Origin of the sequence: Mesorhizobium sp. M0491 (assembly GCF_040321265.1) — a bacterium.
Lineage (GTDB): Bacteria > Pseudomonadota > Alphaproteobacteria > Rhizobiales > Rhizobiaceae > Mesorhizobium.
The window spans coordinates 156211-178314 of sequence record NZ_JAMYRE010000003.1 but is presented as its reverse complement, the minus strand read 5'-3'; the positions used below and the strand labels follow the sequence as shown (position 1 = coordinate 178314).

Genomic DNA, 22104 nt, shown 5'->3' with positions numbered 1-22104 from the left:
CTCCTGAGCCCCATTTCTTCCGCCACGCCCGACAGGGGCTCTTGGACCCTCGGGTCAAGCGCTGGGTTACGTTTCGGAGCATCAGGGCCGCTCGTAGGAGCATTACCAGAAGGTCCGCGCGGGAAAGGTCGGCGGGCGGGTTCTTTGTTAAAATCGCCCGGCAGCCCGAAAAAAGTTTTCCAGACCGGTGCGGATTTGTTCCCAACCCCACTACTGCTGCTCGGGCATTTCAGTATTTTCCTGAGGGTCTTTTTTCACGCCTGGGCTGGGTGACGTGTCCGCTGGCGCATTACCGCCCTGGTTTTGCTCAGGAGCACGCTTGAACGGTGCCGTCTGCCAAGAGCCGTTCGATAAAGGCGTGAGTACAAAGAATGCTATCAGGCCTAGAAAAAGGACGGCGATAACCGCCACGCCCCACGCCATGAGTCTTCGCGTGCCACGCTGTTCTTGCCTGCGAGATAGATTGTCCGCCATTGCTCCGGCCTTTCGTGACGTGGCGCTGGTGAGCAACGCGCCTTCCCGAACTCGGTTCCGCCCGTCGTCCGACATCAGGCTTCGCCTTGAGGCGGCTTCCCGTCGCAGTGACGGTCTGCGGTTTCTGCTTTCTGCTCCGGGGGTGGCGTCTCCGCTCGAATCACCGGTTCCAGGTCGTTGGGAAAATTGGGCGCGTCGACTGGCAGTTTCGGCAGCAAATCTTTTTCGTCCGGTGATAGCGACGGAAGTATCTCTGCCACCTCGGCCAGGATGTCGTTTACGATCCCGTTCATTGCGTGCCTGCTGCGAAAATATCTCCTCTCGAACTTCGCTATTGCATCAAAGTTCCGGCCCATAAGGATGCTTCGTCATTCAGTGGCACGGGACAGGACCGGTGAATTGGCCAATGTTCGAACCCTGCTGGTGATCTGATTTCCATCCAAGGTTTGGCCCGCTGCCGAACTGTGGGGGCTTTTTTATGTATTAGCGGAACCTGATATGTCGAGGCGGGTTGGAAATGGCGGCAGCGTCCCCCGCTGCCGGGCCGAGGCTCCAAGCCCCGGCCGGGTCCGCCTCTGCCCGCCAGTGGGGGCGGACCCACTGGAACACGCTCCGAAAAGGAGGTTTGGATCGCGCTCGGTTCCCCTGGCGGAGCAGAACATCGGAAGGCCGTCACTGCTCCCTCAGGGCGACAAAATTGATGGGAACATTTTAGCAAACTGTAAATTGAAGGTTCTTCTGCAGGAGGCCAAACTGTCCCAGCGGAGCGTCGACAAAGACCGGTTGGAGCGCGCAGACCGTGAGGCAAAGATTGCTAACGCGGCCGAGAGAGAGGCGCGAGATACAAAAACTGCCCGACTTCGAGAACAACGCCTTGCTGCCGAAGCCAAGGCTTCACAAATCAAGAAAGGTCGATCCGGGTGCTAGGTCGCTTTAGCCGCTGATGCTCGCGCTCGATGCTCGGCTGCTTGATCGGGCCGACTACGGTCGCTTGCCAGCCCGATGGCGATGAGGAATATAATCCTTCCGTTGCGGCGATCCCCTCAAACGGAGTTCGCACAAATGGCCCGATCGAAACCTTCCAAGCAGTTATCACAGGTTGAAATCGAGCGCTTTCTGGTGGCAGCGGAAGCGCTGCACCTGAGCATCGTCAAGCCGTTCATATCGCCGCTCTGCGACCACTACAGACAGACACGCGTCTTACATGAGGTGCTTTTGAAAGCCGTGCGGGATGTGACCGGAAGGGAAGTCGAGTTCATCCGGTGGAACACTACTGGGCCGGTGCTACCCACTTAAGGCCTGACGTGTCGGTTAGTCCTTCTAGCAGCTTGCGCGACTCTGCGATTGTGCGGCGCGTCTCCGCGATGGCCGAAAGCATGTTGTCTGCCTCAGCGACCGCATGTCGCTGGCGTCGGTGCGCCGCCATAATGAATAGCTCTAAGGCGATGTCCTCATCCATCGGGCAGCTCACGCACCCACTCGAACGTGACCTTCACGGTGAATAGCGGCTTGCTGGTGTGGTCGCGGACACGGATGGCAACTTTCCTGAAAGTTTCCGGCATCTGGTCTTTGGCTATTTCGAGTAACGCTGTTGCTGCCTCATCTTCAGCGGCTTTCCGGCTTTTAAGCTCGGTGCCTTCAGGGTCGGGAAACACTTCGCCATCGTCCGTTAGATCAAAGAAGAAGCGGGCCATATGGCCTTAATTCCTAACCCCGAAACTACTTGCTGGTTATCCAGTCCACCAAGCCAACTTCGATCTGCTCGCACCCGACATATTCGCGGACCAAGCATGAGGACATTGACGCGCTGCTCTGGTCGTTCCTACCGGAAGAAGTATTGGAAGAGGCGGTCAACGCTTCGGAAGGCGGCGCAGCCTGAACTGTCGCGTTTGGCCCGCTACCTCACGGTGGCGGGCTTTTCTCAGTCACGTTGATTCGGTTTGTGCGCGAACGTCCGCTGAAATTCGCTGCGCTTATTCGACGCTTATGTGACGAATGGGGTACAGATTCGGCTAAGTCGTTGAAAGATCTGGTACGCCCAAGGGGAATCGAACCCCTGTTACCGCCGTGAAAGGGCGGTGTCCTAACCGCTAGACGATGGGCGCGCTCAGACGAAGCGGCTTATACTGGCGTTGTGCGCAACCGGCAACCCGTCAGGTGCCACCTTGGACAACTTTTTTCCGGGCCTGCCAAATCAACGATTTCCCGAAGTTGGCGAGCTTGACGATTAGCGGGGACGCCGCATCGCTCTGCTCCGGAATGATGAAGTTGGGAAGGCTTCGGCCAATCCGATATTCGGGATGCCCAACGGAACGATCTTGGCCGCCAGCCGATCTCAGATCCGCGCTAGCCGTCACCGCCGCTGCGCCGGCGGCAGCGCCAGTTCCAGTCGCGCTCGGGGCCGACGTCGACGTGAACCGATTCTGTGTGGCAGTAGGTGCCGACGCCGCCGCGGCCGGGCATGCTTCTGATGTAGCTCGCCAGTTCCCATTTCGAAACGCCGGGCACCTGGATGTCGGCGGCGGCGCAATACATGTGCAGCGAATTTTTGGCGCCGTTGGCGCGCCGGTTGCGGGCCGGGTCGCGATAGCCTGACGTCACCGTCATCTTGCGGCCGTAGTGGCCTTCGATCGTCTTCAGCACACGCACCAGCGACGGCTTCAGGCAGGCCACGTCGACGCTCTCGTTCTGCTTGAGCAGCCCGTTGGGCGCCAACCGGGCCATGCCGGCGGCTGACGCAACCTGATAGGAGCCGCCGATTGGCCCCTCATCCTCGTTGAGGTCGACGTCGCTTTCGTCATCGAGGCCGGACTTGCGCTTGATCTCGAACAGGGCCGTTTGGCGCACGCCGGGCAGGGCATCGCTGCCAGTGACGTGGCCGGTATCGCCGCCGAGCGAAGCCAGCTGCACCGGCTTGGCCGTGGAACTGGCCGAGGCAAGCGTGATGATCGGCTTTGCCGCTGCTGGCGCCGCTTTTGCCTGCGCCGGGGGCTGCTCGCCCGTCCGGGCGTTGCTGATGATGGGGGCTGGTGTCGCCGAGGCTGGCGTTGCGCCAAACATCGAGGCGAGGAAGCCTTTCTTCTTTGGTGCTTCGGCCTGCGGCATCTCGCCAGCCGTCACATAGACTGGGTTGTTCATGGCCGGAGCGGAAGCGGGCTTCGGCGCCGCCACATCGCCGTCGACCGCGGCAATCTGCTGGGCGACCGCGTCGGTTTGCTGCGCGGTCTGTGCCTGCTGCGTCAGCGATTGCGGCGTGTTTCCAACGATGGTTTCGGCGCCCGCCGGCGTGATCAGCGGAAAGGCAGCTCCCGGTTTGGACATAGGCACGTAGGCGACTTTTTCAGGCAGCGCCGTATCGCTTGCCGTCATCACCGTCGTCTGCTCGGTCGTGATATCAGACGAATCGGAGGCGATCGCCTTGCCGCTGGAGGCCGCGTTTATGTCCGATGCGGTGGCATTGTAACCGGGCATTCCGACCGACATTGTCGGGTCGCCAGCCGAAGTGCAGGAGGCCAGAAGCAAGGAGCAGAGCGCTGCCACAATGGCGCGGCGTTCTCCCTTTGCGAGGCTCCATCCTGCTGATTTCAAAGTCAAATTCCCCCTCGATGTCCGGTCGGTATATCCTTGGCGCCACACGCATGCGTCGATGCCAGGGTGACCTTTGTCTCCGATCCGGAAACGAGACCTGTGTCAAATCCGCAAGCCTGAAAGTATTTTTGCGGTGATTGCCGAATTACGGCCGCTTGATGGTTGACGACACCATTTCGCCCGCTTTTGGCGGTCCGTCAACTCACCACACATTACAGTCCGTTACACACGTACTTTCACATAGGTGCCGGGAGCATCACCCAAGGTTTTCATATGCTTGCCCGGTTTGCGGGCAGGCACGCGGGTGTTGTCCTTGGCCTCTATCCAGTCTTGCCAGTGCGGCCACCAGGATCCTGGATGGTCGGTGGCATTGGCTATCCACTGGCTGAAGTCGCCCATCGGCGTACCCCCGGTCCAATACTGGTATTTGTCGGATGCCGGCGGATTGACGACCCCTGCGATATGACCCGACCCGGCCATCACATACTCGACCGCGCCGCCGAAATATTTCGAGCCGAGGAACACCGAAAGCGCCGGCGCGATGTGATCTTCCTTGGAGGCGAGGTTGTAGACCGGGATGGTGATGTCCCCGAGCGAAACCGTGTGGCCCGCCAGTTCCATCGTGCCTTGCGAAAGGTTGTTCTCGAGATAGCAGTTGCGCAGGTAGAAAGAGTGATTGGCCGCCGCCATGCGGGTGGAATCGGCATTCCAGTAGAGCAGGTCGAAGGGCAGGGGATCCTTGCCGCGCATATAGTTGTTGACGACATAGGGCCAGATCAGGTCGCCTGAGCGCAGCATGTTGAAGGCGGTCGCCATCTTGGTGCCGTCGAGATAGCCTTTTTCGCTCATCGACTTTTCCACAGCGGCGACCTGTTCTTCGTCGACGAACACTTTCAGGTCGCCGGCATGGGTGAAGTCGACCTGCGTGGTGAAGAACGTAGCCGATTTTATGCGGTCGTCGCCCTCTTGCGCCATCAGCGCCAGTGCCGCCGCCAAAAGCGTGCCGCCGACGCAATAGCCGATCGCGTTGACGTCGCGTTCGCCGGTGGCCTTCTCGACCGTGTCGAGGCCGTATTGCAGACCCTCGCGGATATAGGCTTCCCAGTTCTTGGTGCCGTGGCGCTCGTCCGGATTGATCCAGGAGATGACGAACACGGTGTGGCCCTGTTCAACCGCCCAGCGAATGAAGGACTTCTGCGGGTTCAGATCGAGGATGTAGAATTTGTTGATCCATGGCGGGCAGATCAGCAGGGGCCGCTTGAGCACCATCTCGGTCGCCGGGTCGTACTGGATGATTTCGGCGACGTCGCTGCGGCCGACCACCTTGCCGGGAGTGGTGGCGATGTTCCTGCCGATCTCGAAGGGGGAGTAGTCGGCCTGCCGCAGCTTCAGGTCGCCCTTGCCGGCGGCGATGTCCTCGGCCAGCATCTTCATGCCGCGCACCAGGTTTTCGCCGTTCGAGGCGACGGTTTCACGGAACAGTTCCGGATTGGTCAGGATGAAATTCGACGGCGAGATGGCGTTGGACACCTGCTTGACGTAAAAGCCGGCCTTGTGGCGGGTGTGCTCGTCCAGACCTTCGGCGTGCTCGACCAGATCGGCCGCCCAGCGCGAGGTGACGAGATAGGCCTGCTTGAGGAAATCGAAGAAGGCATTGCGGCCCCATTCCGGGTCGAGGAAGCGCTTGTCGCCGCGCTCCGGCTTGACCGCGTCTTCGGTGTCTTGCGCGGCGTTGCTGGTGCGCTGGATGGCGTTGGCCCAGACCGTCATATAGCCGGAGAACAGCCGCGTCTGCGCTTCCAGCGCTCGCTGCGGATCGGCAAGCCAGTATTCGCTGAGCTTGGAAAAGGTCTTCACCATATCGACAACGGGCTCGGCGACATGGTCGCGCACGTCGCCTTTTTCGCGCGGCTCGGCCCAGGCGGAAGCGGCCTTGCCGGCCTGCTCGATCATGCGAGCCATGTTCAGGGCGAAGCGTTCCGGGTCCTTCACCAGATATTGCTCGACGGTCGAAGGCTCGTCATCTTCCGCTTTGCCCGAATCGGGTGTTTTGGACATGGTTGGCGGGGTTCCTCCCGAGGCCTTTTCTTGACATATTAACATGGGACATCCGACCGGGCCAATCTCGCTCTACCTCGGCTGCCAGGGAAACAATATGACGATTAATATTGGCGAGACTGTTTTTTTCGGTGCCGGACGTTTTTGCCGCATCGGCGTGGCGATAGTCCTCATGGGGATTGCCGGGTGCTCGAGCACCAACACGAATGGCCCGACGCTTGTCGCTGCGGGTACGGGGCCGAAGGATACCGGCACCTTTCCGAACCTGAACATCAAGCCGCAAGTGGCGGCGTCGCAGTTCACCGAAGCCGAGAAGAACGCCAAGCTCGCGCAATTGAAGGCGGATGAGAATGCGCAGGCGGCAAAGGGCGGCGGCCCGAAGGTCGCCAACCAGGCGGCGCTGACGGATCTGGCCAAGAAGCATGGCGACGAAACGCTGAGGCAGATCGAAGCCAAATGCGACCCCACCCTCGACCCTACCTGCAAATAAGTATATAGCGCGCGCCCAACACCCCCTTCGCTGTCTGGAACTGCCATGGAAGAATTTCACAAGGTTCGCCGGCTTCCGCCTTACGTGTTCGAGCAGGTCAACCGGCTGAAGGCCAGCGCCCGATCGCGTGGCGCCGACATCATCGACCTCGGCATGGGCAATCCGGACCTGCCGACGCCCAAGGCTATCGTCGACAAATTGTGCGAGGTCGTGCGCGACCCGCGCACGCATCGCTATTCCTCGTCGCGTGGCATTCCGGGCCTGCGTCGCGCCCAGGCCGCCTACTATGGCAGGCGCTTCGGCGTGAAGCTCAACCCCGACACGCAAGTGGTGGCCACGCTTGGCTCCAAGGAAGGCTTCGCCAACATGGCGCAGGCGATCACGGCGCCCGGCGACGTGATCCTGTGCCCGAACCCGACCTATCCGATCCATGCCTTCGGCTTCATCATGTCGGGTGGCGTCATCCGCTCGCTGCAGGTGGAGCCGGACGACGGCTTCATCCCGGCGCTCGAGCGCGGGGTCAAACATTCGATCCCGAAGCCGCTGGCGCTGATCCTCAACTATCCGTCGAACCCGACGGCGCTGGTCGCCTCGCTCGATTTCTACAAGGATGTGGTCGCCTTCGCCAAGAATAACGACATCATCATCCTGTCCGACCTTGCCTATTCGGAGATCTATTTCGACGGCAATCCGCCGCCTTCGGTGCTGCAGGTGCCTGGCGCGATCGACGTTTGCGTCGAATTCACCTCCATGTCGAAGACCTTCTCCATGCCCGGTTGGCGGATGGGCTTTGCCGTCGGCAACGAGCGGCTGATCTCGGCGCTGACGCGGGTGAAATCCTACCTCGATTACGGCGCCTTCACGCCGATCCAGGTGGCGGCGGCACACGCGCTCAACGGCGACGGCGCCGACATCGCCGAGGTGCGCGATATCTATCACAAGCGCCGCGACGTGATGGTCGATGCCTTCGGCCGCGCTGGCTGGACCATTCCGGCACCGGCGGCATCGATGTTCGCCTGGGCGCCAATCCCGGAGCCGTTCCGACATCTCGGCTCGCTCGAATTCTCCAAGCTGCTCATCGAACATGCCGACGTGGCCGTGGCGCCGGGTGTTGGCTTCGGCGAGCATGGCGACGAATTCGTGCGCGTCGCTCTGGTCGAGAACGAGCACAGGATCCGGCAGGCGGCGCGCAACATCAAGCGCTTCTTGTCGACCAGCGCCAAGCAGCCCAACAATGTCGTGCCGCTCTCCGCTCATCGGTAAGCTTGCCGCAGACGATTTCGATCGAATTTTGAGGGACGTCGCCGGATATGGCTGAAGCATTGCGTGTTGGAATTGCCGGCCTCGGCACCGTTGGCGCGTCGGTGGCGCGCGTGCTGCGCGACAAGGCGGTGGAACTGACCCGCCAGTGCGGCCGCGACGTCATCGTCACCGCCATCTCGGCGCGTGACCCGAAGCGCGATCGCGGCGTCGATCTCAGCTCGGCAGAGTGGTTCGACGATCCGGTCAAGATGGCGCAGACCGCCGAAATCGACGTGTTCGTCGAACTGATCGGCGGCGACGAGGGTCCGTCGCGCTCATCGGTGAAAGCGGCACTCGAAGCCGGCCGTCATGTCGTCACTGCCAACAAGGCGCTGCTGGCCAAGCATGGCGTTGCGCTGGCCGAAATCGCCGAGAAGAAGGGCGTGCTGCTCAACTACGAGGCGGCAGTGGCGGGCGGCATTCCCGTCATCAAGACCATGCGCGAGGCGATGGCCGGCAATTCGGTCACCCGCGTGTTCGGCATCCTCAACGGCACCTGCAACTACATCCTGACGCGCATGGAGGCCGAGGGCATCTCGTTTGATGCTTGCCTGAAGGACGCGCAGCGGCTGGGCTATGCCGAAGCCGATCCGACCTTCGACATCGAGGGCCACGACACCGCGCACAAGCTGTCGATCCTGACCAGCCTTGCCTTTGGCACCAGGATCGCCGCCAATGACATCTACATGGAGGGCATCTCCAACATCACCCAGGCCGACATCCGCGCGGCCGCCGATCTTGGCTACCGGATCAAGTTGCTGGGTGTCGCCCAGCGCACCGAGAGCGGCATCGAGCAGCGCGTGCATCCGACGATGGTGCCGACCGCATCGGTCATCGCGCAGGTGCATGGCGTCACCAATGCGGTGGCGATCGAGACCGACATTCTGGGCGAACTGCTGCTATCAGGCCCCGGTGCCGGCGGCAACGCCACCGCCTCGGCCGTCATCGGCGACATCGCCGACATCGCCAAGAGCCGGCCAGGATTCCAGCATGGTCCGGTCTTCGGACGGCCGGCGAAGGAGCTGAAACCCTACAAGAAGGCGCAGATGCGCAGCCATGCCGGCGGCTACTTCATCCGGCTGACCGTGCATGACCGCATCGGTGTGTTCGCGGCAATAGCCAAGCGCATGGCCGACAGCGATATTTCGCTGGAATCGATCGTCCAGCACGCGGTCAACGGCGAAGCGGCGGCACAAAAAACGGTGATCCTCGTCACCCACGAGACGACCGAGGCCGCTGTGCGCAAGGCCGTCGACGGCATCACCAAGGATGGCCATCTGACCGACAAGCCGCAGGTCATCCGCATCGAGCGGGCAGGGTAGCTTTTGCCCGATAGGCCCTGCGGGACAGGAATCCCGCAGGCATTGAGGTCCGGTCTGGTGGGGACAGCCGCCACACGGGAACGAATTGGTGTCGTCGCCGTTCTCTTGGTCAGCAACCAGAGGAACCGCTTCATGGCCGATGCCAACAAGTCCGACACCCCTAATATCGACGACATCCAGAAGACGCTGGAAAAGCAGATTGCCGATTTGCGCAAGGAGATCACCAAGATCAACAAGAGCATTTCGGCGCGGGGCGCGGAAATGCTCGATGACGCCAGCGAACAGGCGTCCGAGTTCTACGACACGGCGGCGAACCGCGCGTCGCGAACCGCACAGCAGTTGCGCAGCCAAGCTCAGTCCGTCTCGGAAGTAGCGCGCGAAAACCCCGGTACGACGACTGCCCTGGTCGGCGTGATCGGTTTGCTCGGCTTTATGGCCGGTTTTGCCATAGGTCAGTCGACGAACGATACGTCGCGCCGCTGGTATTGACCACGGCGCGATAGGGCCGGGTTTGCCGGCTCGTTTCCTTGTTTCAGCACATCATTTTTAAGGAGGGCACTGTGGCTTCATCCGCCTTGATCAGCATCCTGATCACATTCCTCGTCATCATCCTCGTTCTCTATCTTGTTCAGCGCCTGCCGCTCGACGGCCGGATGAGGCAGATCGTGCAGGTTATCGTCCTCATAATCGGCATCATTTCGCTGCTCAAATATCTTGCGGTTTTCTAGCGCCGAAGAGTCTAACTTTCGCCTTTCAAGGCCGGCCCGGTTCATTGCGGCCGGCTGGCCTTGTTTCAAAAATGCGTTTTAATCGATTGATATTGCTGACTATTCGATAAATCTTCCGCAGGTCTTGCCGTTGTCATGCTCGTTTGACAAAACAGGCCCGCCTCAGGCGGGGGGCCGCATTGGCAACGAGGAAATCACCAGATGAATGTGGCCCAGAACATCGTCGCCGGCCTTGACCGGATACTCACCATGGAACTGGTGCGCGTCACCGAACGAGCCGCCGTCGCGGCCGCCAGGCTGCGCGGGCGCGGCGACGAAAAGACGGCCGACCAGGTAGCCGTGGATGCCATGCGCCAGGAGCTCAACCGGCTTTCCATCAAGGGCACGGTGGTGATCGGCGAAGGCGAACGGGATGAGGCGCCGATGCTCTACATCGGCGAGGAAGTCGGCACTGGCAAAGGTCCGGCCGTCGATATCGCGCTCGATCCGCTCGAAGGCACGACGATTTGCGCCAAGAACCTGCCCAATGCACTCGCGGTCATCGCGATCGCCGAAAAGGGCAGCCTGCTGTTCGCGCCCGACGTCTACATGGACAAGATCGCCATCGGTCCGGGCTATGCGGACGGCGTCATCGACATCGATGCCTCGGCGGCTGAGAACATCGCCAGCCTCGCTCGGGCCAAGGGCGTCGCTGTATCGGAAATCACCACCTGCATTCTCGACCGGCCGCGCCATGCCAAGCTGATCGATGCCGTGCGCGCCACGGGGGCCGCGATCCGGCTGATCGGCGATGGCGATGTCGCCGGCGTCATCCACACCACGGACCCGGAAGAAACCGGCATCGATATTTATCTGGGCACTGGCGGAGCACCCGAGGGCGTGCTGGCCGCTGCCGCGCTGCGCTGCACCGGCGGCCAGATGCAGGGCAGACTGATCCTCGACACGGCGGAAAAGGTTGCTCGCGCGGCAAAGATGGGTATTTCCAATCCGAAACGGGTCTATCGGACGGAGGACATGGCGCGCGGCGATGTGTTGTTCGCGGCCACCGGTGTCACCGACGGCAACATGCTGGCTGGCGTCAAGTTCGGCCACAATTACATCACCACCCACACGATCGTGCTGCGCTCGTCGTCGCGGACGGTGCGCGAGATCAAGGCCCGCCATCAGGATCTGGATAAGTTCTGACGCTCGCTTGCGAAGCCGCCTTGCAATTGTTAGCCATTCGGGCGCATCCGATGATGGCTGCAGGGATTTGACGATGAAACCGTTCGACTGGCATGCGGATCCGATTTCGCGTGCCACCGCCATCACAAAGTCCTATCGCAACACCCAGAATGTGCGTCGCTTTCTCATCCGGGAATGCGGCAACGCATTCATGTTCGACCGGCCTTTCATGGCCTGGCTCAAGGACGGTGTGGAAAAGACGATGGGCGATGCGGCCGACGAATGGCTTAGGCGACAGGCTGAAAAGCGGAAAGCGCAGTTTTCTTGACCTATTCCGGGACGGCGCACACCCGTGAATCGCATGGCTTTGCCCGCCTTTGGCCTATAGAGCGTCGCGTGAACGTGACGCGCTTGAAATTGTTGCCAATGCAGGTCGTGGCCTCAAAACCGCTGCGCACTTATGGGCGGCATGCATTGTCGTGCGGCCAACGATGAGTTGGCAAAGCGTATGACCGGCGAAAAACGCCTCTTCCTCGATGTCAGGCAGTCGGTATCAGGGGTTTCCTGGGAACATCGGCTGACAGAACGCCAGGACATGATTGCGCTCGCCATCGCGCAAGGCCATGGCGTGCCCGACATCGTCGCGCGGGTGCTTGCCGGCCGTGGTGTCACCGCCGAACAGACCGAGCGGTTTCTCGACCCGACGATCCGCGATCTTCTGCCGGATCCGGCATCGCTGACCGACATGGACAGGGCGGCGGCCCGCATCGCCGCCGCAGTAATGGCCAGGGAAAAGGTGGCGATCTTCGGCGACTATGATGTCGACGGCGCCGCCTCGTCGGCCTTGCTGAAGCGGTTCCTCGCGCATTTCTCGGTGCCGTCGGAAATCTATATCCCGGATCGCATCTTCGAGGGCTATGGTCCCAATCCCGAGGCCATGCGCGAACTGGTTTCGCGCGGCGCGACACTGATCGTCACCGTCGATTGCGGCACCAACAGCGCCGTTTCAGTCGATGCCGCCAACGAGGCCGGGGCCGATGTCGTGGTGCTCGACCACCATCAGGTCGGCGGTGCCTTGCCGGCGGCAATTGCCGTGGTCAATCCCAATCGCGAGGACGACCTTTCCGGGCAAGGCCATCTCTGTGCCGCCGGTGTGGTCTTCCTCGCCCTAGTGCAGACGGCGAGAATCCTGCGCGGCCGCATGGCCGATGCCACACCGCCGGACCTGCTTTCGCTGCTTGATATCGTCGCCTTGGCCACAGTCTGTGACGTGGTGCCGCTGACCGGCGTCAACCGAGCCTTCGTGGTCAAAGGGCTGCAGATGGCGCGCCAGCAGAAGAACGAAGGGCTGGCGGCGCTGGCACGGGTGTCGCGCATCGGCGAGCCGATCAGCACTTTCCATCTGGCCTATCTGATCGGGCCGCGCATCAATGCCGGCGGACGCATCGGCGATGCCGCACTTGGCAGCCGGCTGCTTGCGACCGACGACCCGGTCGAGGCGCGCACCATTGCCGAGACGCTCGACCGGCTCAACCAGGAACGGCAGTTGATGGAGCAGGAGATGCTCGCGGCGGCGCGCGCCGAGGCCGATGCAGAGCTTGCCGGCGGCAATGGCCCGGCTATCGTCGTCACCGCCAACAACAGCTGGCATCCGGGTATTGTCGGCCTGCTCGCTTCGCGATTGAAGGACCACGCCCGCCGGCCGGCCTTCGCCATCGCCTTCAACACTGTGGGCATCGGCACCGGTTCGGGCCGCTCGGTCTCGGGTTTCGACCTCGGCCGGCTGGTGCGCGAGGCGGCCGTTGCGGGGCTGATCGTCAAGGGCGGCGGCCATGGCATGGCGGCGGGCATCACCGTGGAGCGGGCGAAGCTTGGTGAGCTCAGGGCGTTTTTCGAAGAGCGGGCGGCAGCCGACGTGTTCCGCCTGCAGGGCGAGGAAAGCCTGGCCATAGACGGTGCGCTTGCCGCTGAAGGCGCGACGCTCAGCCTGCTTGACGCGCTGGAAAAGGCCGGACCCTTCGGTGCCGGGCACGCTGCCCCCGTTTTCGCGCTGCCGCGCCACCGACTAGCCGATGCGCGGCCGGTCGGCACCAACCACATCCGCGTGGAGCTGCAATCGGAAAGCGGCGGCCGCATCCAGGCGATCGCCTTTCGCGCCGTCGATACCGCGCTTGGCGAATTTCTGTTCAAGAACCGGGGCAAGACGATCCACGTCGCCGGTTCGCTGTCGGGAAATTACTGGAACGGCAACCGCACCGTGCAGTTTCGCATCACCGATGCGGCGCGTGCGTAGGTTTTGATCAGGCGAGAACGGTCTGCAGCCGGGTCAACTCGCCGATCTGGGCCATCGTCGCCTGATAGCCGATGTTGATCGCCTCGTCGGCGCGGTGGAACTCGGTCAGGCCGATATGGCTGAGCTTCGGCTGCAGCGACATATCGGGCGGGTCGCCGGCAAGCCTGGCACGCGAAATGCGGTCCTGGATGATGTTGAAGGCCTCGACCATGACGCCGGTAATGCCGAGCCGCGTCTGATGCGACTGGTGCTCGGCGTCGACCTTGCCGGGCCTTGGTGCGTCCTTTTCGATGACCAGTTCGCCGGCGCTGTGTTTTATCACCGCGGCACGGCCGAACAGATCATAGTGAAGGTTGACCGCCACGACGAGCGGCTGCTCGTACGCGCGGCAGACCGAAACCGGTACGGGGTTGACCAGCGCGCCGTCGACCAGCACGCGGCCATTGCAATTCACCGGCTCGAACACGCCGGGAAGCGCATAGGAGGCGCGCATGGCGGTGATCAATGAGCCGCTCGACAGCCAGATTTCGTGGCCGGTGCGGATTTCGGAGGTGACCGCCACGAACGGCTTGGTCAGGTCCTCGAAACGAATGCCGGCCATGTGCTCGCGCAGCCTTGCATCGAGCTTCATGCCGCCGAACAGGCCGCTGCCGCGCAAATTGAGATCGAGCAGGCCGAAGATGCGGCGCTTGGTCAGGCTGCGGGCGAATTCTTCCAGTTCGTCCAGTTTGCCGGCGAGATAGCAGCCGCCGACCAGCGCGCCGATCGAGGTGCCGGCGATCATCGATACTTCGATGCCGGCTTCGTCGAGCGCGCGCAGCACGCCTATATGCGCCCAGCCGCGGGCGCAACCGCCACCCAAGGCGAGCGAAATGCCTGTTTTCTTCTGGGAGTTCGTTTCGGACGCGCCGCCTGACGAGGACAGGCCGTTGGCCTCCCTTACATCTGGTCTGTTACGCAATGACGCCCACTCGAGCATCATGATCTCCCTTGTCCCACGGCTACTATACGAGCGGGCCGTATCGAAATGATGAATCTGTGTGGTCGGTGTCAGGCAGAAGGTTCAAGCTAGTGGTTTCCGATACGTTTTTTCCGCATCGAACAGCGGCTTGCTGCCGTCGTCGGCAAGCGTCCCCTTGCCATCGATCAGCCCCACCGTCCGATAAAAGCATGAACGCCGGCCAGTGTGACAGGTTGCGTCGTGGCCCAACACTTTGACGCGCAACCATATGGCATCCTGGTCACAATCCGTGAGCATCTCGACGACATGCTGAAAATTGCCTGATGTTTCGCCCTTTTTCCAAAGTGCGTCGCGCGAGCGCGACCAGTAGTGGGCTATGCCGGTCTCCAGTGTCAGTGCCAGTGCTTGCGCATTCATATGCGCAACCATCAACAGCATGCCGTCCGCGGCGTCTGTCACGATGACCGTAACCAGCCCGGCTGCATCGAAGCGCGGCGAAAACACCGCGCCTTCCTCAAGCGCTTTCTTGTCTGACGGAGCTTTTGGAAATTCCAGTGCCGACATCGCCGGTCCTTGTTTTGATGGCCGGCGAGGGCCGATCAGACCCCGCCGCCGCGCACCATGGTGACGAAACGGACCTGCTCTTCGGGCGTGTCCTTGAAAACGCCGGTGAAGGTCGAGGTCAGCGTGGTTGAACCCTGCTTGCGGATGCCGCGCATGGCCATGCACATGTGCTCGGCCTCGATCATGACGGCGACGCCGCGTGGATTGAGCACGTCCTGGATGACGCCGGCGATCTGCGCCGTCAGCGCCTCCTGGGTCTGCAGGCGGTGGGCGAAGATATCGACGACGCGGGCGATCTTGGACAGGCCGACGACCTTGCCGTCCGGAAGATAGCCGACATGCGCCTTGCCGATGATCGGCACCATATGGTGCTCGCAATGTGAATGGAATGTTATGTCCTTGACGATGACCAGATCATCGTAGCCGGCGACCTCCTCGAAGGTGCGGCCGAGCTCGTCGGCCGGGCACATGTCGTAGCCACCGAACATTTCGCGGTAGGCCTTTGCCACCCGCTTCGGCGTGTCGACCAGCCCCTCGCGGTCCGGATTGTCGCCGGTCCAGCGCAAAAGCGTGCGCACGGCGGCTTCGACTTCGGCTTCGCTCGGCCGGTCGGTGACCGGCTTTTCCATATAGGCTGACTGTGGCATGAGCTTCTTGATGACGGCATCCATAAAGGCGTCTCCCGTAGTCCCTCTCGGCGGAGGAACGAGTTGAACGGACCACGACCTTTCGGTGTCGGAAACTCGCCCTGTTTCCAGCCCCGTAAGCGGCGTGAACTTCCCGGCAAGGACATTGGCTTTCGTCTTCTTGTCGATACCGGACTGCCACCATTATATAAGGTCATAGCGAGCGAAAGGAAGACACGACAGCGGCAATCGCTGTTCGCTTGGCGGCGACGGATTGGAAAATAATGATAAACGAGGTCTACAACGCGAAAATTCTCGGTTTTGCCGGGAACATTGGCCGCATCGGCCGGCTCGATCATCCTGACGCAACCGCCAAGGCGCACTCCAAGCTATGCGGTTCCACGGTCACCGTCGACCTCAAGATGCAGGACGGCGTGGTCACGGACTTTGCCCATGATGTGAAGGCCTGCGCGCTCGGCCAGGCGTCGTCATCGATCATGGCGCAACATGTCGTCGGCGCGAGCGCCGAGGAATTGCGCGCGGTGCGCGACACCATGCTGAAGATGCTCAAGGAAAATGGCGCCCCGCCGGACGGTCGCTTCGCGGACCTCAGATATCTGGAGCCGGTGCGCGATTACAAGGCCCGTCATGCCTCGACCATGCTGACTTTCGACGCCGTGGTCGACGCCATCGGCCAGATCGAGAAGCGCGCCGAAGCCTGAGGGCCGGCAACCGACCGTTTACAATGCACGTCTGCTTTCGGCAAATTCGCCGCGTACCCAGTCCGCGAACGCGGCGGCCGGCTCCGACAGATCGCGCAAGCTTCTGGCCACCAGCCAATAGGCGCCGGATGCGACGTCGATGTCGAACGGCTTGACCAGCGCGCCGGACGCGACTTCTCCGCCGATCTGCAAGAGATCGCCCAGTGCAACGCCATGTCCGAGCAAGGCGGCCTGCTTTGAAAGCGACGCATCCGCCAGCATCGGCCCGCGCGCCGGCACGGCGTCGGCGGGCACGCCGGCCGCTTCGAACCAGCGCGCCCAGCCCTGGCGGTTCTCCTCGTGCAAAAGCGTGTAGCGACCAAGATCGATCGGCTTCTCGAGGGCGGGGCCCGAGGCAAGCAGCGCCGGCGACAGAACAGGTGAGTCGACTGTCGAAGCAAGTTGCTCGGCTTCGCTGCGCGGCCACGCGGTGGCATGTGCGCTGAAGCGCAAGGCAAGCTCCGGCTGATCGCTGCGGAACTCGATCAGCCTTGGATCGACCTCGAGCGAGATGTCGATGTCAGGCCGCAATTGGCGAAACCGGTTGAGCCGTGGCACCAGCCACACGGATGCAAGCGACGGCTCGACACTGACACGGACCACGGACTGCGCCGGTGTCGCCACCAGTTCTCCAAGCAAGGTATCGATAGCGTCGAAACTTCTGACAAGCTGATCCAGCAGACGCCGTCCGGTGTCGGTCAGTTCGACACGGCGATGGTGACGTTCGAATAAGGGTTGGCGCAGGAAGATTTCGAGTTCCCGGATCTGCCGGCTGATCGCCGCCTGTGAGACGAAAAGCTCCTCGGCGGCCCGGCTGAAGCTCAGATGCCGGCCCGCCGCCTCGAAGCTCCTCAATGCCGTCAGCGGCAGGCGCCCACGCTTCATTTCGCATAACCCAGGATTATCCGAAGTGGAAATTATACTCGTTTGAAGGCGAAGGCCAGCGGCCGTCTAATCGCATCAAAGGAGACCGACCATGATCCAGTTGCTGAGCATCTTTGGCGATGTCATGCGGATCGCAACGTTTCAATGGCGTGACAGAAGACAGCATGAAAAGCGTTACGAAGAGCCGACCAGTCGTGGCCGGTGGGTGGCTTCGGCTGACTGGCAGCCGTTTCGTCGTTTCCGTCCGTGACGGTGGGGCCATGCAGGGCGCGGGGATTGCGTTCTCCAGTAGAAGCCCACATCTATCGCGTGGGAAACGCGAAACGGAGACTGTGGTGCGCGACCAGCATGGGCATGCGCATATCGCCCGGCCGCCGAAACGCGGCCGTAACTGGCCCGGTCCATGGCGCAAGACGCCGGGCCGTCTCCTCGGCACGTCGCTCGTGCGCCTCTACCAGCTGACATTGTCGGGCTTTGTCGGCAATTCCTGCCGGCATCTGCCGACCTGTTCGGAATATGCCCATGAGGCGATCGCCCGCCATGGCCTGTGGGCGGGCGGTTGGATGGGATTTTTCCGGATGCTGCGCTGCGGGCCATTCGGCACGCATGGCATAGACCTCGTGCCGGAGGTGCTGGAGGATCGTTATGTCTGGTTCACGCCATGGCGGTACTGGCGGATCGGCAGCAAGCGCGGCGAAGCGCAGGGGTGATCGCGTCAGTCAGGTCCCGCCGGCTCTGCCCGTTTACGATCCGGTAGGGTTAACAACAGCCTGCACAAAGACTGCGCATTCGAGACAAAATCGAGACAAGAGACCTCGCTAAGCCGCTCCCGAACCCCCTTCTGGAGCGAGCAGAAAATGCGCAATTTCGACCGTCTTCCCTTCATCTTTGCCGGGATACTGTTCCTGCTCGCCTGGCTGCTGGGATTTCCGCTGCGCGCGCAATCGGCGCCGCTGGGGGACGTGCAGTGCACGGTGATCGCCGATGCGGCGAGCGGCAAGGCGCTCTACGAGGACGGGGTGTGCGACGAGCGGTTCAGCCCGGCTTCGACGTTCAAGGTGCCGTTGTCGCTGATCGGCTATGACAGCGGGATCCTGAGCGACGAGCACACGCCGAGCTGGGATTACAAGCCTGAATTCAACGCGGTGAAGCGGGATCAGAAGACCGTCGATCCGGTGGTCTGGGAGCGGGATTCGATCCTGTGGTTTTCCCGGGAAATCACCCGCCGGCTTGGGTCTGGGAGTTTTGCCGGTTATGTCTCGAAATTCGACTACGGCAACGCCGATGTTTCCGGCAATCCCGGCAAGAATGATGGTTTGACCAAGTCCTGGGTGAATTCCTCGCTCAAGATCACGCCGGTCGAGCAGGTCGAATTCCTGCGCAAGCTGCTGGCCCGCAAGCTGCCTGTCTCGGCCAGGGCTTACGACATGACATCAGCCATCATCCCGACCTTCCAGGCCGGAGGCTGGACGGTGCAAGGCAAGACCGGAAGCACCAGGCTGCGCAACGACGTCGACAAGGTTCAGGACAAGCGTTCGCTCGGCTGGTTCGTCGGCTGGGCGCAAAAGGATGGCCGCCAGATCGTCTTTGCGCGGCTTGTCGTCGACACCAACCGCACCGACATGCCCAAGGGCCTCAAGACCCGCGCCGCGTTCCTGAAGGACCTGCCGCTCCTCATCAAATGAACGCTGACATTTGAGCCGGGCTTTACGGAGGCGGAATCTGTCCATAAAAGACAGCCGCTGCCGGACGCATCCGGCTTTTCCCTATGCATATCGTAACCCAAAACCGCCATACACTTTTGGGCGACATGCATTTCAACCACCCGCGCTCGTTTGCGGGACTGGATAGGAGATATATATGCTGAATTCCGTTTCCCTGACATTTCCCGATGGCTCCGTCCGCGAATACGACGCGGCGATGACCGGTGCTGGCCTCGCCGAATCGATCTCGAAATCGCTGGCCAAGAAGGCGGTCGCCTATGCGATCGACGGCACCGTTCGCGATCTCAGCGATCCGCTCGGCAAGTCCGGCAAGGTCGAGATCGTCACCCGCGACGACCCGCGCGCGCTGGAGCTGATCCGCCACGACGCGGCCCATGTGCTGGCGGAAGCCGTGCAGGAATTGTGGCCGGGAACGCAGGTGACCATCGGGCCGGTGATCGAGAACGGGTTCTACTACGACTTCGCCCGTAACGAGCCGTTCACGCCTGACGATTTTCCGGTGATCGAGAAGAAGATGCGCGAGATCATCGCGCGCAACAAGCCGTTCACCAGGGAAGTCTGGTCGCGCGACAGGGCGAAAAAAGTCTTTGCCGACAAGGGCGAGCGCTACAAGCTGGAGCTGATCGACGCCATTCCTGAGGATCAGAATCTCAAGATCTATGCGCAGGGCGACTGGTTCGACCTCTGCCGTGGCCCGCACATGGCCTCGACCGGGCAGATCGGCAATGCCTTCAAACTCATGAAGGTGGCCGGCGCCTATTGGCGCGGGGATTCGAACAACCCGATGCTGACCCGCATCTACGGCACGGCCTGGGCCGACCAGGCGCAGCTCGAAGCCTACCAGATGATGCTGGAGGAGGCCGAGAAGCGCGACCATAGGAAGATCGGCCGCGAGATGGACCTGTTCCATTTCCAGGAAGAGGGACCGGGCGTCGTCTTCTGGCATGCCAAGGGCTGGAAGATGTTCCAGAACTTGGTCAACTACATGCGCCGCCGCCTCGATGAGCAGGGCTATCAGGAGGTCAACGCGCCGCAGGTGCTCGACAAGAGCCTGTGGGAGACGTCAGGCCATTGGGGCTGGTATCGCGACGCCATGTTCAAGGTGACGGTCGCCGGCGACGACACCGATGACGACCGGGTCTTCGCGTTGAAGCCGATGAACTGTCCGGGCCATGTGCAGATTTTCAAGCATGGGTTGAAGTCCTATCGCGATCTACCCGTGAAGCTTGCGGAATTCGGCAATGTGCATCGCTACGAGCCGTCGGGCGCGCTGCACGGGCTGATGCGTGTGCGCGGCTTCACGCAGGACGATGCGCACATCTTCTGCACCGAGGAGCAGCTGGCTGCGGAGTGCCTGCGCATCAACGATTTGATCCTGTCGACCTATGCCGATTTCGGTTTTGACGAAATCAGCGTCAAGCTTTCGACGCGGCCCGACAAACGCGTCGGCACCGACGAAGCCTGGGATCATGCCGAGGCGATCATGGGGAGCGTGCTGGAGACGATCAGGACACGATCCGGCAATCGCATCAAGACCTCGATCAATCCGGGCGAGGGCGCCTTCTACGGACCGAAATTCGAATATGTGCTCAAGGATGCTATCGGCCGCGAATGGCAGTGCGGCACGACGCAGGTCGACTTCAACCTGCCGGAACGGTTCGGCGCCTTCTATATCGGCTCCGATTCCGAGAAGAAGCAGCCTGTGATGGTGCACCGCGCCATCTGCGGTTCGATGGAGCGCTTCCTCGGCATCCTGATCGAGAACTATTCCGGCCATTTCCCGCTGTGGTTCGCGCCGCTGCAGGTGGTGGTGGCGACGATCACCTCGGATGCCGACGGCTATGCGACCGAAGTGGTGGCAAAGCTGAAGGCCGCCGGGCTGTTGGCGGAAGCGGATTTGCGCAACGAGAAGATCAACTACAAGGTCCGCGAACACTCGCTGGCCAAGGTTCCGGTCATCCTCGTCTGCGGCAAGCGCGAGGCGGAAGAGCAGACGGTCAACATGCGCCGGCTGGGCTCACGCGACCAGGAATCGCTTGGCCTTGACCAGGCGATCGCGCAATTGGCCGAAGAAGCCGTCACGCCCGACCGCAGGCGCAAACGCGCTGCCTGATCGGCATAGTTTTTCGGCCAAATGGCGGTGGAGCGATCCACCGCCATTTTCATATCCTTGTCACGCCGACCTTGTAACGAACCCCTATGCTCAAGCTGAAATCGCGCGAACGACCCTTTCCCGAGCTTTCCTATGCCAATCCGCGCCAGCCGGCGCTGACGCGCTGGTTCATCCATTCGATCGAAGGCCTGTCGGGCCGCGACCGCTACACCGCGCTTTACGATTTTTGGCGCCGTCAGGTCGTGCCGACCGGCGAGCGTGTGTTCAGCCGCATGCTCGACCTGATCGACGTCCGCGTGCGGACGGCAGATCAGTGGCCGCCCGCGCAATTGCCTGATACGCCGCTGGTGATCGTCGCCAATCATCCGTTCGGCATCGGTGACGGCATTGCCGTGCTGTCGCTGGCCGAGCAGCTCGGACGGCCGTTCCGGGTGATGATCCACAAGGACCTGCTCAAGATCCGCGAGATGGAGCCCTACTCGCTGCCGATCGACTTTTCCGAGACCAAGGACGCGCTGAAGAACAACATGGCCGTGCGCCATGAAGCGGTGCGGCTGCTGAAGGAGGGCGTCACCATCGTGGTGTTTCCGGCCGGCGGTGTCGCCACCGCGCCAAAAGGTTTTGGCCGGGCGCGCGACCTGCCGTGGAAGATGTTTCCGGCCCGTCTCGTCCAGGAGGCCAAAGCGTCGGTCATCCCGATGCATTTTTCCGGGCAGAACGGCAGGCTGTTCCATCTGGTCAGCGGCCCGATGAACATGGCTGAGAGCGACGGCCGGGTGGCGAAATTCATCGGCAAGGCCTCGGTGACATTGCGCACGTCGCTGCTCATCCACGAATTCGCGCGGTTGTCCGGCAAGGCGATCGACGTGCGTGTCGGCAAGATGCTGAGCTGGAGCGAACTGGAGCCATTGCGCGACCGCAAGGAGTTGCTCGACCGCCTTTATCGCGGCGTGTTCGACCTTGCGCCAGTCGTGAGGCGCCGCCGGATTCCGTTCCTGCCGGCGCGGACCAAGCTGGCTGCTTGAGGCAACAAACGTCCGGCTCACGAGGG

At 61.9% G+C, this 22104-nt stretch carries 24 protein-coding genes and 1 tRNA gene; 15 read left to right on the top strand and 10 right to left on the bottom strand.

From position 1 onward, the window contains the following. Window positions 1-210 precede the first annotated feature (210 nt). Together NKI69_RS04735 and NKI69_RS04730 are read right to left on the bottom strand one after the other, a co-directional pair. The gene (locus NKI69_RS04735) at window positions 211-510 is read right to left on the bottom strand and encodes a hypothetical protein (protein ID WP_245273186.1); all 300 of its coding nucleotides are present in this window, start codon (window positions 508-510) and stop codon (window positions 211-213) included. A gap of 38 nt (window positions 511-548) precedes the next feature. Continuing rightward, a complete protein-coding gene (locus NKI69_RS04730; protein WP_155930570.1) occupies window positions 549-767 on the bottom strand; it encodes a hypothetical protein in 219 nt (72 codons plus the stop codon). 769 nt (window positions 768-1536) lie between these two features. Between NKI69_RS04730 and NKI69_RS04725 the strand changes: the two genes are divergently transcribed. Further along, window positions 1537-1770 carry a hypothetical protein gene (locus NKI69_RS04725; RefSeq protein ID WP_031212982.1) on the top strand — a complete coding sequence of 78 codons (234 nt, stop codon included), beginning with the start codon at window positions 1537-1539 and terminating at the stop codon, window positions 1768-1770. 155 nt (window positions 1771-1925) lie between these two features. Here NKI69_RS04725 and NKI69_RS04720 read toward each other — a convergent pair whose 3' ends face one another. The 4 genes from NKI69_RS04720 to phaC form a co-directional block, all read right to left on the bottom strand. Beyond that, window positions 1926-2168, bottom strand: coding sequence for a DUF6894 family protein (locus tag NKI69_RS04720; RefSeq protein WP_023810468.1), 243 nt, complete (start codon window positions 2166-2168; stop codon window positions 1926-1928). A 336-nt stretch (window positions 2169-2504) separates the two neighbouring features. Next, window positions 2505-2579, bottom strand: a tRNA-Glu gene (locus NKI69_RS04715). 241 nt (window positions 2580-2820) lie between these two features. Then, window positions 2821-4068 carry a YcbK family protein gene (locus NKI69_RS04710; protein ID WP_352720269.1) on the bottom strand — a complete coding sequence of 416 codons (1248 nt, stop codon included), beginning with the start codon at window positions 4066-4068 and terminating at the stop codon, window positions 2821-2823. 216 nt (window positions 4069-4284) lie between these two features. Then, the gene (gene phaC / locus NKI69_RS04705) at window positions 4285-6120 is read right to left on the bottom strand and encodes a class I poly(R)-hydroxyalkanoic acid synthase (protein ID WP_352720267.1); all 1836 of its coding nucleotides are present in this window, start codon (window positions 6118-6120) and stop codon (window positions 4285-4287) included. Window positions 6121-6217: 97 nt separating this feature from the next. Between phaC and NKI69_RS04700 the strand changes: the two genes are divergently transcribed. The 8 genes from NKI69_RS04700 (at window position 6218) to recJ (ending at window position 13419) form a co-directional block, all read left to right on the top strand. After that, the gene (locus NKI69_RS04700; RefSeq protein ID WP_352720265.1) at window positions 6218-6610 is read left to right on the top strand and encodes a hypothetical protein; all 393 of its coding nucleotides are present in this window, start codon (window positions 6218-6220) and stop codon (window positions 6608-6610) included. Window positions 6611-6655: 45 nt separating this feature from the next. Beyond that, window positions 6656-7873, top strand: a complete 1218-nt coding sequence (locus tag NKI69_RS04695) for an LL-diaminopimelate aminotransferase (protein WP_352720263.1) — start codon at window positions 6656-6658, stop codon at window positions 7871-7873. Window positions 7874-7920: 47 nt separating this feature from the next. After that, window positions 7921-9234 carry a homoserine dehydrogenase gene (locus tag NKI69_RS04690; RefSeq protein ID WP_023810474.1) on the top strand — a complete coding sequence of 438 codons (1314 nt, stop codon included), beginning with the start codon at window positions 7921-7923 and terminating at the stop codon, window positions 9232-9234. Between the two features lie 132 nt (window positions 9235-9366). Further along, window positions 9367-9723 (top strand): hypothetical protein, encoded by a 357-nt coding sequence (locus NKI69_RS04685; protein WP_352720261.1) that lies wholly within the window; start codon window positions 9367-9369, stop codon window positions 9721-9723. A 71-nt stretch (window positions 9724-9794) separates the two neighbouring features. After that, the gene (locus NKI69_RS04680; protein ID WP_023810476.1) at window positions 9795-9962 is read left to right on the top strand and encodes a Thivi_2564 family membrane protein; all 168 of its coding nucleotides are present in this window, start codon (window positions 9795-9797) and stop codon (window positions 9960-9962) included. A gap of 201 nt (window positions 9963-10163) precedes the next feature. Then, the gene (glpX, locus tag NKI69_RS04675) at window positions 10164-11147 is read left to right on the top strand and encodes a class II fructose-bisphosphatase (protein WP_352440226.1); all 984 of its coding nucleotides are present in this window, start codon (window positions 10164-10166) and stop codon (window positions 11145-11147) included. 73 nt (window positions 11148-11220) lie between these two features. Then, the gene (locus NKI69_RS04670) at window positions 11221-11454 is read left to right on the top strand and encodes a DUF6434 domain-containing protein (protein ID WP_023810478.1); all 234 of its coding nucleotides are present in this window, start codon (window positions 11221-11223) and stop codon (window positions 11452-11454) included. 180 nt (window positions 11455-11634) lie between these two features. Then, window positions 11635-13419 (top strand): single-stranded-DNA-specific exonuclease RecJ, encoded by a 1785-nt coding sequence (recJ, locus tag NKI69_RS04665; protein ID WP_352720258.1) that lies wholly within the window; start codon window positions 11635-11637, stop codon window positions 13417-13419. A 7-nt stretch (window positions 13420-13426) separates the two neighbouring features. On the opposite strand, the gene NKI69_RS04660 is transcribed toward recJ, so the two are convergent. From NKI69_RS04660 to folE, 3 genes are all read right to left on the bottom strand, one after another. After that, entirely contained in the window at window positions 13427-14401 is a 975-nt protein-coding gene (locus tag NKI69_RS04660; protein ID WP_352440228.1) for a patatin family protein, read from the bottom strand. 81 nt (window positions 14402-14482) lie between these two features. Continuing rightward, on the bottom strand, window positions 14483-14944 hold the full coding sequence (hisI, locus tag NKI69_RS04655) for a phosphoribosyl-AMP cyclohydrolase (protein ID WP_352440229.1): 462 nt from the start codon (window positions 14942-14944) through the stop codon (window positions 14483-14485). 35 nt (window positions 14945-14979) lie between these two features. Then, window positions 14980-15615 carry a GTP cyclohydrolase I FolE gene (gene folE / locus NKI69_RS04650; RefSeq protein ID WP_023810482.1) on the bottom strand — a complete coding sequence of 212 codons (636 nt, stop codon included), beginning with the start codon at window positions 15613-15615 and terminating at the stop codon, window positions 14980-14982. Between the two features lie 239 nt (window positions 15616-15854). Here folE and NKI69_RS04645 point away from each other — a divergent pair, with 239 nt between their 5' ends. Then, a complete protein-coding gene (locus NKI69_RS04645; protein ID WP_352630189.1) occupies window positions 15855-16292 on the top strand; it encodes an iron-sulfur cluster assembly scaffold protein in 438 nt (145 codons plus the stop codon). 18 nt (window positions 16293-16310) lie between these two features. Here the strand turns inward: NKI69_RS04645 and NKI69_RS04640 are convergent, their stop codons facing one another. Beyond that, entirely contained in the window at window positions 16311-17216 is a 906-nt protein-coding gene (locus NKI69_RS04640) for a LysR substrate-binding domain-containing protein (protein ID WP_023810484.1), read from the bottom strand. 91 nt (window positions 17217-17307) lie between these two features. Between NKI69_RS04640 and NKI69_RS04635 the strand changes: the two genes are divergently transcribed. From NKI69_RS04635 to NKI69_RS04615, 5 genes are all read left to right on the top strand, one after another. Then, a complete protein-coding gene (locus NKI69_RS04635) occupies window positions 17308-17466 on the top strand; it encodes a hypothetical protein (protein ID WP_081734812.1) in 159 nt (52 codons plus the stop codon). Window positions 17467-17551: 85 nt separating this feature from the next. Then, on the top strand, window positions 17552-17926 hold the full coding sequence (gene yidD, locus NKI69_RS04630; RefSeq protein ID WP_023810485.1) for a membrane protein insertion efficiency factor YidD: 375 nt from the start codon (window positions 17552-17554) through the stop codon (window positions 17924-17926). Between the two features lie 147 nt (window positions 17927-18073). Beyond that, complete coding sequence (gene blaOXA, locus NKI69_RS04625; RefSeq protein ID WP_023810486.1) at window positions 18074-18901, top strand: class D beta-lactamase; 828 nt, start codon at window positions 18074-18076, stop codon at window positions 18899-18901. Window positions 18902-19076: 175 nt separating this feature from the next. Continuing rightward, window positions 19077-21053 (top strand): threonine--tRNA ligase, encoded by a 1977-nt coding sequence (thrS, locus tag NKI69_RS04620; RefSeq protein WP_352720254.1) that lies wholly within the window; start codon window positions 19077-19079, stop codon window positions 21051-21053. A gap of 86 nt (window positions 21054-21139) precedes the next feature. Then, window positions 21140-22078, top strand: coding sequence for a lysophospholipid acyltransferase family protein (locus tag NKI69_RS04615; RefSeq protein WP_352720252.1), 939 nt, complete (start codon window positions 21140-21142; stop codon window positions 22076-22078). The last annotated feature ends 26 nt before the right edge of the window (window positions 22079-22104 follow it).

Bases quoted from the DNA above. Each gene is read 5' to 3' on its own strand.
- NKI69_RS04730 (WP_155930570.1), bottom strand. From the start codon at position 767: ATGAACGGGATCGTAAACGACATCCTGGCCGAGGTGGCAGAGATACTT.
- NKI69_RS04725 (WP_031212982.1), top strand. From the start codon at position 1,537: ATGGCCCGATCGAAACCTTCCAAGCAGTTATCACAGGTTGAAATCGAG.
- NKI69_RS04720 (WP_023810468.1), bottom strand. From the start codon at position 2,168: ATGGCCCGCTTCTTCTTTGATCTAACGGACGATGGCGAAGTGTTTCCC.
- phaC (WP_352720267.1), bottom strand. From the start codon at position 6,120: ATGTCCAAAACACCCGATTCGGGCAAAGCGGAAGATGACGAGCCTTCG.
- NKI69_RS04700 (WP_352720265.1), top strand. From the start codon at position 6,218: ATGACGATTAATATTGGCGAGACTGTTTTTTTCGGTGCCGGACGTTTT.
- NKI69_RS04695 (WP_352720263.1), top strand. From the start codon at position 6,656: ATGGAAGAATTTCACAAGGTTCGCCGGCTTCCGCCTTACGTGTTCGAG.
- NKI69_RS04690 (WP_023810474.1), top strand. From the start codon at position 7,921: ATGGCTGAAGCATTGCGTGTTGGAATTGCCGGCCTCGGCACCGTTGGC.
- NKI69_RS04685 (WP_352720261.1), top strand. From the start codon at position 9,367: ATGGCCGATGCCAACAAGTCCGACACCCCTAATATCGACGACATCCAG.
- glpX (WP_352440226.1), top strand. From the start codon at position 10,164: ATGAATGTGGCCCAGAACATCGTCGCCGGCCTTGACCGGATACTCACC.
- NKI69_RS04670 (WP_023810478.1), top strand. From the start codon at position 11,221: ATGAAACCGTTCGACTGGCATGCGGATCCGATTTCGCGTGCCACCGCC.
- recJ (WP_352720258.1), top strand. From the start codon at position 11,635: ATGACCGGCGAAAAACGCCTCTTCCTCGATGTCAGGCAGTCGGTATCA.
- NKI69_RS04660 (WP_352440228.1), bottom strand. From the start codon at position 14,401: ATGATGCTCGAGTGGGCGTCATTGCGTAACAGACCAGATGTAAGGGAG.
- hisI (WP_352440229.1), bottom strand. From the start codon at position 14,944: ATGTCGGCACTGGAATTTCCAAAAGCTCCGTCAGACAAGAAAGCGCTT.
- folE (WP_023810482.1), bottom strand. From the start codon at position 15,615: ATGGATGCCGTCATCAAGAAGCTCATGCCACAGTCAGCCTATATGGAA.
- NKI69_RS04645 (WP_352630189.1), top strand. From the start codon at position 15,855: ATGATAAACGAGGTCTACAACGCGAAAATTCTCGGTTTTGCCGGGAAC.
- NKI69_RS04640 (WP_023810484.1), bottom strand. From the start codon at position 17,216: ATGAAGCGTGGGCGCCTGCCGCTGACGGCATTGAGGAGCTTCGAGGCG.
- NKI69_RS04635 (WP_081734812.1), top strand. From the start codon at position 17,308: ATGATCCAGTTGCTGAGCATCTTTGGCGATGTCATGCGGATCGCAACG.
- blaOXA (WP_023810486.1), top strand. From the start codon at position 18,074: ATGCGCAATTTCGACCGTCTTCCCTTCATCTTTGCCGGGATACTGTTC.
- thrS (WP_352720254.1), top strand. From the start codon at position 19,077: ATGCTGAATTCCGTTTCCCTGACATTTCCCGATGGCTCCGTCCGCGAA.
- NKI69_RS04615 (WP_352720252.1), top strand. From the start codon at position 21,140: ATGCTCAAGCTGAAATCGCGCGAACGACCCTTTCCCGAGCTTTCCTAT.